We start from the raw sequence: 9,323 nt of genomic DNA on the forward strand, positions 1-9,323 counted from the left end.
GGTCCAAACCAGGAAGTCAAAACCGTCCAAATGAGGAAACGAAAACGGTCCAAATGAGGAAGTAAAATCGGTCCAAATGAGGAAACGTTATTCCAACACAGTGTCTTAATAAGGCAACTATCGTTGGAATTCCGACTCTCTCTCCCGCGGCATGAAAAGACGATGACCCTTCACGGCGCATGGTTCCGGTGCTACGCTGGTGATTGGCACATGGGTGTGCCATGTGTTGAGAGAAGGTTTGGCAATGGAACGAAAAACAGCATCCTGGAAGGCGTGTGCGCTTGTTGCGGCCGCCTCGATGGCCATTGGCGGCATCGTAACGGGTCCGGCCGTCGCTGATGACGGTACCCCGAGCGCGGAGAAGACCTCGTCGTTGGGCGTGACCATCGGCACGGGAACGACCGTCACCACCACGGTGACGCTCAACCAGCGCGACGTGTACGCCAAGGCGATCGCGAGAGTCGTCAAATGGCGTCGCGACGCGTTGAACGATACGCGCATCAAGTTCCGGCAGGATTCCGACGGCCGGTATGTCACGGTGGCCCAATATCTGAAGTCGGAGGGAATCAGCCAAGCGGAATACCTGTCGCCGAAATGGTCCAACGCGCTGGAACGGATCGCCGTGCAGCGCACCATTGAGGCGGCGGACTACAGTCTAGGCCATACGAGGCCGAACGGGACGGACTGCTTCACAGCCTATTACGGGGAGGACAGTTCGTTCAACGAAGTGCTCGCGTGGGGAGCCGGCGACGCCGATTCCGCCATCGACCTGTGGGCGTCCGAAAAGGACGACTACGTGAAGCAGGTGGCCGGACAGTCGCACAGCGAGACCGGCCATTACGTCATGCTCGTCAACCCCGACGCGAAATGGTATGGGTTCGGCGTGCTGAACGGTGTCGCCGCCGGCGAAGCGTCCTGGGAAACAGTCAACCAGTCGCAGGCGCCCACGAACTGGTCGGGAACCAAGACGGTTGAAGTCAACGTGTCCAACGCGCTCATCGGACAGGGCGTCACGTCCAACCTGCCCGGCACCATGTCAACCGGTCAGAAGGTCGCGGCCGTGGCTCGCCTGAAGTACATGAACGGCCGATACCACTTCTCCGGAACCTGGACGTCGTCCAATCCTTCGGTGGCAAGCGTGTCCAACGGGAACGTGGTGACTGCGCACAAGACCGGAACCGCCACGATCAGCGTGAGCGGCCAAGGCAAGACGTACAGCTTCAAGGTGACGGTCGCCAACGTCACCAAGGTGCCGGTGTACCGCGTCTATAATCGCAACTCCGGCTTGCACCATTACACCACCAGTCTGAGCGAAAAGAACATGCTCGTCGGCAAGGGTTGGCGCGACGAGGGCGTCTCGTTCAACGCCGCCAAGGGAGGCAGCCTGTCTCCGGTGTACCGCGAATACAATCCCAACAACGGCAACCACAATTGGACCACCAACAAGAACGAGCATGACATGCTGGTGGCCCGCGGCTGGCGGAACGAAGGCGTGGCATGGTATGTTTCGCCGTCCGCTCCGACCAACGTGTACCGTCTGTACAATCCGAATTCCGGCGAGCACGTGTACACCACGTCGTTCGGCGAATACCAGTCGGTCGGCTACAGCGGCTGGCATATGGAAGGCATCGCCTGGAAGAGCCTGTAACCCGCCCCAGCGAACAGCCTGACCGCTGATCCTATTCTGCCCGAATGCGCCCGTCGTCGACCCGCATCCGGGCAGATATTTTTGCGGCTTTTCGCATGGTGATGTGCATGCGCTGACATGCCTGTTGTTTCGGAATCGCGCTTGCGCGCGATGCTGTACTGTCAGCGGCAGCAGTAGCTGCCGCTCCAGCAAGTGTTCAACACGCTGCAATGCTGGCGGAGCCTCGGCCCCCTCGGATAGACCGAGCCGTGAAGAAAACAGTCCAGTGGACTGTTTTTAGGCGAGGAGCGAGCGACAGTGAGCCAGCAATAACGCTCGCGAAGCGAGTCCATAATTGCAGGACGCTGTCAGCGCAGCTGACTGGGGGAGCGTCGCGGCGCTACGCGCCGCCAACAACACAGCATCACGCGCAAGCGTGATTCCAACCAAGCAAAAAGAAAGAGGGCAAGCCCCCTACAAAGGACTCGCCCTCTCCCCCAACACAAGACGCTATCACTCAGAAATCCAAAATCCCCGATCTCAAGCATCTTGCGTCATCATCAGCATCACGCCATCATCAGCGCCATCTTGGTCTTGCGGGACCGCAGGAACACCGCCACAGCGCCACCCGCAATAATCAAACCAATCGTGCCAAACAGGATGATGCCCATACCACCAGTAAGCGGCAGCTGCGTCACATTGCGCACGTTCTTCACCTTGTAATCGGTAATCTCGTTGCCAGACTCCGTATTATCGGCAGAATCGGGAGCAAGACCCCACTTATCGATGCCGTCAAACTTTACAGCCTTACCACCCTTGATGGTGACCTTGAACGACACGGCAACCTGACCGCCAAGGAATCCGGCAGGAGCACGGGTTTCCTTAACGACGTAGGTGCCATCCGCCAGACCGTAGAACGTCACAACGCCGTTGTGCACAACAAGCTCGTGGTTCTCATTCCACACGCTGGCCGTACGAGAATCAGACTCGTTGATGCCGTCACCACCCCACGGAGACTTGACGTGATCGATATCGTCGTCATCAACCTGGCCGTCACGGTTCGTATCACTGACTCCACTAAAATCAGGCGAATTAGGAGTGACCGCAGTGTTGTCCTTAGTATCATCATCCTTCGAGATGACAAAGGTCGCACCGTTGATATCCTCACCGGCATTACCCTGAGCATCTGTCTTGAAGAAGGTGAACTGGCCGAGCGTGAGGTTGGTGCCGTGGTTGGCGATCGCGTTGTTGTCGTTCACCTCGACCTGGTTCGGAACGTCCTTCACGGTAGCGGTGATCTTCGCGGCGTACTCCACTACGACCTTCATGCCCCACAAGTGCTTATACTCAGCTGTACCGGCGGCATCGTCCTTCGCGGCACCGTTGTTATACAGATCCTGCCGAATCAGCTCGGAGAAATCCAGCTTGAACCAAGACGCCTTGTTCTCAGCACCAACAATCTCATGACCATTGTTCTCAGCAGAAGTAGTCAGCGTGTAATCGGTGTCAGCCTTAAGAACCTTCAGCAGAGTCTTGCCGTCGGTGTCATACACCTTAACGGTGTATTCACCAGCATTGCTCGCACCTTTCTCACCGTTGCTGACTACATTGCCTTGCGCGTCCTTGAATCCATCAAGGTTTACGGTCTGGCCTTCACCCGGGAAATCCTGCAGGGTAAACACATACGTGCTCGGATCGTAGCCAGTGGTAAGCGGCAGAGTAGTGCTCAGCGTGTAACGCACAATCTGGCCGGTAGACACGGTCTTGTCGGAATCGTCAACGGTCTTGGTGACCGGAGTCACATGATTCTTGAAGGACACGGAATTGTCACCGTCTGCAATGTTGCCGATCGGATACAAGTAGCTTTCGCCATTGGCTTCAGAAGTCACATGGCCAGAAGCGAGAATGATCGGAGCGGAGTTCACGACGACTTCGCCCTTAGTATCCGAGTCATTCGTGGTACCGTTCTGAATCCAGTTCTTGTCGCTGGAGTCAGCTTTACCTGTATTAACGTTGCCGTCGTCACCAATACCACTGTCGGTCACATCAAGGAACAAGTAAATACCAGCCGGCAAATCGGCAGTATAAGACTTGCTGTCACCAGCGACGGGGTTTAACGCAACCTCTCCGGCAGAATCAGGATTAACCTTGAGCGTAACCGGCCTACCGAGTTTACGAATCGGATCTGAGGTACCTACGTACGCTTTCAATGCATCGGCAAATTTGCGCGTTGTACTTTCCGCAGAAGAATCGACATCCACTGTAGTCCACGGTTTTTGATTGGACTGATCAAGATAGCCATACTGCAATGCCCATGCTATTGGATCAGCAGCATTATCACCTTCCGGAACCACAACCTTTCCATCTTTTTCGGCCGCAGTTGTATCATCAGATTTCTTGGCGACATTCGCCAGAGCAATCTTCAGCGCCTCCGCTACGCCGGACTTAGCCGCATCAGAAGTCTGTACACCAAAAAATGCTTGCTTTTCGAAATTTGTCTCAGACTCATCTTGTTTAGAGTCATATTTCGGATTCTCAGTGACATACTGATAATAATCAGCCAGTTTAAATGCCTTGATTTCACGATTGTTATTCACACCCCACTGACTCGCATCATCGGCTGTGAATTTGAACGTGGCATTCTCGAGTATCTTGCCATTGTCGTCGACTTTATCAGTCTTACCGTTAGTATTAGCCAAAGGCTTAAACGGCAATGTCTGCGGCGCCGCATTGGCGGGGACTGCGCCGAGGGCAAGGCCACTGAGGAGGGTGGCTGCGGCGGCGAGGCCGGCGAATAGTTTTCTCAACTTCATGAGAAACCTCTTTCTGTTCCTTCTAATTTCCTTCTAATGTTTTCTGCAACCGCGGAGAACGAGCAACCAATCGACCGACCCCGCGATCCGCAAATCCTTGGTTTTCATGTGATCGCTAAGGAACCACACCCGGATCATGACAATGACGCGCGATCATACGATCACCGCCCTACGCCGGCGATACTCATTCGACAACGCCAACACCAACGCCGCCGCAGCCACAAACGCACCGCCAAACCACAACCAGTCACGGTCATCCCAACCACCGGTGAACGGCAACGCCGCCACCATCCGCACATTAGGAATCAGATTGCCGGTGTTGTTCGGATGAATCACCGCAAGCTTGCTGTCGTCACCGGTTTGGATGTCGATGTGCACGTCCATGTTCTCGTCGTAGCCGATCGTGAACGTGTACGCGATATTGGCCAGTACGTATCCACTCGGCGCCTTCGTTTCCTTCAGCGTGAACGTGTACGTTTGTCCCTCCGCCGGACGCGGCAGACCACTGATGCGGATCACGCCGGACGCGTTCGCGAGATCGCGGTATTCGGTGACTTCATCCTTGTCGTTGACCGTGTTCGTTGTGTTCTTGGAGCACGCGTTCGTGGCATCATCCGTGGAGACGCAGTCCACGACCTTTGCCGTGGGTTGGCCAGTCGGACCACCGCTGATCTCCCATTCGGTGCCGGAAAGCAGATTGGTCTGATCGTCAACCGCAACCTTGCTCCACGAGACGGTCGGCTTCTGGTTCGTGATGATACCGTTCGTGGCTTTACCGGCCTTGGTCGTGGGGTACACAGCCCCGGACGATCCCGGAGTGATCGTGAACCGATATTCCGCTAACGAATGCCAGTAACCATCAGGAGTGTTAGCCTCCTTGAGGCTATATGTACCAGCGGGCAGATTGTTGACGCGGAAACCGCCGACATGCGAATCATAGTCCTGCACGGTCGTACCGTCATCATAGCTGCACGCGGCTTCCGACTTGCAGTCATCAATCGTCCATGCGTTGCCGACATCTTCCCCGTCGAGCTTCGTGATTGTCCACTGCGTACCAGCGATGTCGGTCTTGCCATCAGCATCCTGCTTATCCCAAGCCACACCGGGCATGACTGTGTTGCCGACCGTCAGATCGGTACTACCGGGATTCCCAGCAGCATCATTCCACCGAGCCTGCGCTTGGGCGATCGTGAACGTATACGTCTTGGCCGTGCCATCCGCATTCGTTTCAGGAGCGTAACCAACCGGAGCCTTGATCTCAGTCATCGTGTACACGCCATCGGCGAGATTGTTCAAATCGAATCCACCGGCAGACGGGTTGTTGTCGAACGCGCCTGTATACGTGTAGGTGTCGCCTTGTGCGGTATGACTATTCGCCTCGTTATCAGTGACGATCGCACTGACCGAGCCGTCATCGTTCTTTTGCCAGCACTTACCGGCATTATACGAAGCCTCGTCTCCAGTGTCGCAGAACATCGGCCAGTAAGCAGCACTATACGGACCACCAACCGTACCTTGCTTCAGCATAACTGACTTACCAACCGAATTCGTCACCGTCTTATCCGCAGTCAGCGGCGTACTGGTGATCTTCCACTGGGAACCTGCCAACGGCTTCGACTCATCCGGCTGACCCGCAGCATTGTTCGCTACCTTGCTCCACGACACCGTGTACGGCGTGGAGAACATCACGTCGCCGTTCGTGCCGAATGCACCGCCGGACAAACGCGCCTGATTATCAGAGAAACGCACTGAAGCCGCGCTCCAAGCTCCTGCCTTCTTCTGCTTCTGAGCTGCGTCATCACCGGTAACGGTTGCTTTCAGAGCAACACCAGTTGCATATTGGAGTCCCGATTGATACTTACCGTTCGGCTTTGCCGTATCTTCTTTACCGTCGGTTCTGTGGTACGGATAGCTGAGCTGAAGTGTATACAAGTGATCAGCAAACGATACTTCTGAACCATTCGGTTGCGTAAGAGACACGGTCTTAGGCGTTGCAATGATAGCTTCTGGGGAATCCGGAGAACCACCCTGCCAACTGTCGCCAAATCCGCTCGCCTGCATGATCGGCACATTGTCCCAAGCCCAAGTGACCGCGCTGGACGTACGATCCGTGAACCACGTGTCCATCAACTGAAATGAATTATCCGTAACCTCGTTGTCCTTCGAGTACGGATTCATGATGGCAAAATCCGCACCGGCTTGATTCGTGAGATCAGCACCATACGTTGCATAATGCAAACGTAAATTTTCCAAGTTCGTGTTGTCTGCATTCGCGTCGATCAATGGATTCGTCTTGTTGTCATAGAGCGCAATGTTGCCGCCCTTGGATGCGACACCAGTGCCTGACGGGCACAGCCAGAATCCTCCACCAAAATGACCGGCGATATTTGCAGTAGCTGCCGCCTTGGCAATGTACGTGGTTGAATGCTGTTCAGTATACACAGCTCCGCCCAAATATCCACTGCTGTTGTAATGGAACTCGCCGCCCATCAAATAGCCGGTAGAATTTCCATCTTGAAGGAAGATCGCGCCTCCTGCGCCGCCTACTGGCGTACGATTCTGGCTATCGTACTGAGTCTCCAGAACGCCCGCCCAATTATGTTCGAATGTAGGACGATCACCATTCATGCTGTTCTTCACCCAGAGAATACCCTTCGCGTACACGGCACCGCCACCATTGTTGAATGCCCACTCACGCGTGAAATTGCCGGTGAAAGTAACCTTGCCTTGGATAGTAAGAGTACTTTTGGAGGACTGGCTCATGATCGCACCGCCTCCACGTCCGTTTCCACGACGGCACGAATGCTTGCTTGATGGACCATCACTAGAGCAGTCCAAGGCTGTGAACGAATGATCTGTTACATTGAAAGTGCCGTAAGACTGACGGTTATCGGTAAAGGTGCCGCCTGTCACTGTCAATGTGCCAGATTGGTTATTTGCGAGAGCGCCACCACCCACACCCATAGATATGTTGTCCTGAAAAGTACCGCCGGATACCGATGCGGCCCCTCCTTCCGTATATGCGACACCGCCACGTCCCATCATCTTCTCGGTATTAGAGATCTCTCCATAATCGCCACGTGCGATATTGTTTGTAAACGAGCCATCATCGATTGTCAGGGAGCCATTTAGGTTGTGGATAACACCGCCATCAACCAAGGCCGCGTTTTTATCGAATGAACCATTCAAAATCGTCAGCGACGACGACTGACCCGTTTGCCAGATGACGCCGCCTTCCTTGGCTAAATTCATGGAGAACGTGCCGTTAACGATGACGACTTTGCCGCCATCGCTGTAGGCGAGGGTGCCGTTGCCGTCCACGCCGGTCGAATTGTTGTTGGTGAAGGTGCCGTTGGTGAGTATTTGTTGGCGTGGGGGCCATTGGTTATTGTCGGTGGGGGCCAGGGGTATTGGGGTTGAGGGCCGGTGGCCGTTTGGTTGGGGGCCACCGGCTGGTTTTGATTGTTGTTGGTTAGTTGGTTGTGGTTGGGTGTGCGTGGTGTCGGCGCATGTTGTATTCGCCGGTGTTGATGGTGATGCTGTTGTGGACGATGCGGTCCATGATCGCGTCGGCGGTCACGTCTCCGCCGAGTCGTTCGTGCCAGTCCTTGACGGGGTACTGGGTGACGAACACGGTGCTGACGGTGTCGTAGCGGTGTTCCATGATTTCCAGAAGGAAGGAGCGCATGCGTTCGTCGGGTTTGTCGAGGAGCCATTCGTCCAATACGAGCAGCGTGTACGTGCTGTATTTGCGCACGAGTTTGCGCACGCCGGCTGGTTTGCCTGTGGCGGTGTCGAGCTGTTCGGCGAGGTCGGGCATGCGCGTGTACAGGGATCGGTAGGAGTTCCGGCATGCCTGTTTGACGATCGCGCACGCGAGCCAGCTCTTGCCGCTGCCTGTGGCGCCGGTCAGCAGGATGTTGAGGCGTTGGCCGATGAACGCGCAGGATTGCAATTGGTTGATGGCGTTGCGGTCGAGCTTGCGCTCGTCGATCAGGTCCAGGGTCCTCAGATCGGCCTGCGGGTATCTGGGTTTGGCGCGTTTGCCCATGGCCGTGATCTTCCGGTCCGCCCAGGTCGAGTACGCGTCGTCCACGGCCAGCATGATCCGCTCGTTGACGGGCATGGTGGCGCAGGCCCGTTCGTCCTGGCGCTCAAAGGCGTCGAGAAGCTGGTCGGCGCCCATCAGGCGCAGCTTGCGCCTGGTCTGCTCGTCGATGATCATCGTTCCACCGCCCGTCCGTAGTAGTCGCCGCCGCGCACGAACCCGGCCGGCTCGACTCCGGCAGCCGTTCCGTCACCGGTGTTGGCGGGATGGTTGTCGAGGATCGGTTTCAACTGCCGGTACCGGGGCGAGTGCATGGATTGCAACGCGAGACGGCAGGCGTGCTCCAATCGTTCGTTGGAATACGTTTTTGCCAGGCGCATGACCGCGAGGGCGGCGCCGAGTCCCTGCTCGTCGAAACGCACCGATTCGAAGATCCTCTCGATGACGACGGCGCACGACGGGCCGACCCGGTTCGCCCAGCCGGTGACGCGTTCACGGTCCCATTGCCTCCATTTCGCCTTGCCGGGCAGGTCGCCCGGGTTCGTGGAGTACCGGTTCCTCACATACGAGGGAAACAGCGGATGCGAGGAGACACGCACGCCGTCGCACCAGATCTCGAGCCGGTCAGCGCCCACGCGCGCGTCCACCGTGCGTCCCACGTACGCGTACGGGACGGAATACCAGTTGTTGTTGTAGGCGATATGACAGTTGGCCTGCACCTTGCGCGCGTACGACCATTCGGCCACTTCGAAGCGGACCGCCGGCAACGGCGTGAGCAACGGCCGTTCCATTTCGTCGAACACCGCTTGACGGGAGCCCTCGCGTTTCTGGAACG

5 protein-coding genes are annotated in these 9,323 nt (G+C 56.3%); 1 reads left to right on the forward strand and 4 read right to left on the reverse strand.

Annotated features, from left to right (window positions below; translation table 11 throughout):
• The first annotated feature begins 244 nt into the window (after window positions 1-244).
• Window positions 245-1,648, forward strand: coding sequence for an Ig-like domain-containing protein (locus tag BBIA_RS13120; protein WP_081891738.1), 1,404 nt, complete (start codon window positions 245-247; stop codon window positions 1,646-1,648).
• A 545-nt stretch (window positions 1,649-2,193) separates the two neighbouring features.
• Here BBIA_RS13120 and BBIA_RS00345 read toward each other — a convergent pair.
• The 4 genes from BBIA_RS00345 to BBIA_RS14375 all read right to left on the reverse strand — a co-directional run.
• Entirely contained in the window at window positions 2,194-4,440 is a 2,247-nt protein-coding gene (locus tag BBIA_RS00345) for a SpaA isopeptide-forming pilin-related protein (protein WP_033495178.1), read from the reverse strand.
• A gap of 153 nt (window positions 4,441-4,593) precedes the next feature.
• Window positions 4,594-7,761, reverse strand: coding sequence for an MSCRAMM family protein (locus BBIA_RS14020; RefSeq protein WP_156103652.1), 3,168 nt, complete (start codon window positions 7,759-7,761; stop codon window positions 4,594-4,596).
• A gap of 151 nt (window positions 7,762-7,912) precedes the next feature.
• A complete protein-coding gene (locus tag BBIA_RS00355; protein ID WP_035137870.1) occupies window positions 7,913-8,665 on the reverse strand; it encodes an ATP-binding protein in 753 nt (250 codons plus the stop codon).
• The coding region (locus BBIA_RS14375; protein ID WP_035137877.1) for a Mu transposase domain-containing protein at window positions 8,662-9,323 on the reverse strand (662 nt) is incomplete at its 5' end. The genes BBIA_RS14375 and BBIA_RS00355, both read right to left, overlap by 4 nt.

The organism is Bifidobacterium biavatii DSM 23969 (genome assembly GCF_000741165.1).
In the GTDB taxonomy this organism is placed as follows: Bacteria; Actinomycetota; Actinomycetes; order Actinomycetales; family Bifidobacteriaceae; genus Bifidobacterium; species Bifidobacterium biavatii.

Excerpts from the sequence above, each read along its gene's own strand:
- BBIA_RS13120 (WP_081891738.1), top strand. The coding sequence starts at position 245 with ATGGAACGAAAAACAGCATCCTGGAAGGCGTGTGCGCTTGTTGCGGCC.
- BBIA_RS00345 (WP_033495178.1), bottom strand. The coding sequence starts at position 4,440 with ATGAAGTTGAGAAAACTATTCGCCGGCCTCGCCGCCGCAGCCACCCTC.
- BBIA_RS00355 (WP_035137870.1), bottom strand. The coding sequence starts at position 8,665 with ATGATCATCGACGAGCAGACCAGGCGCAAGCTGCGCCTGATGGGCGCC.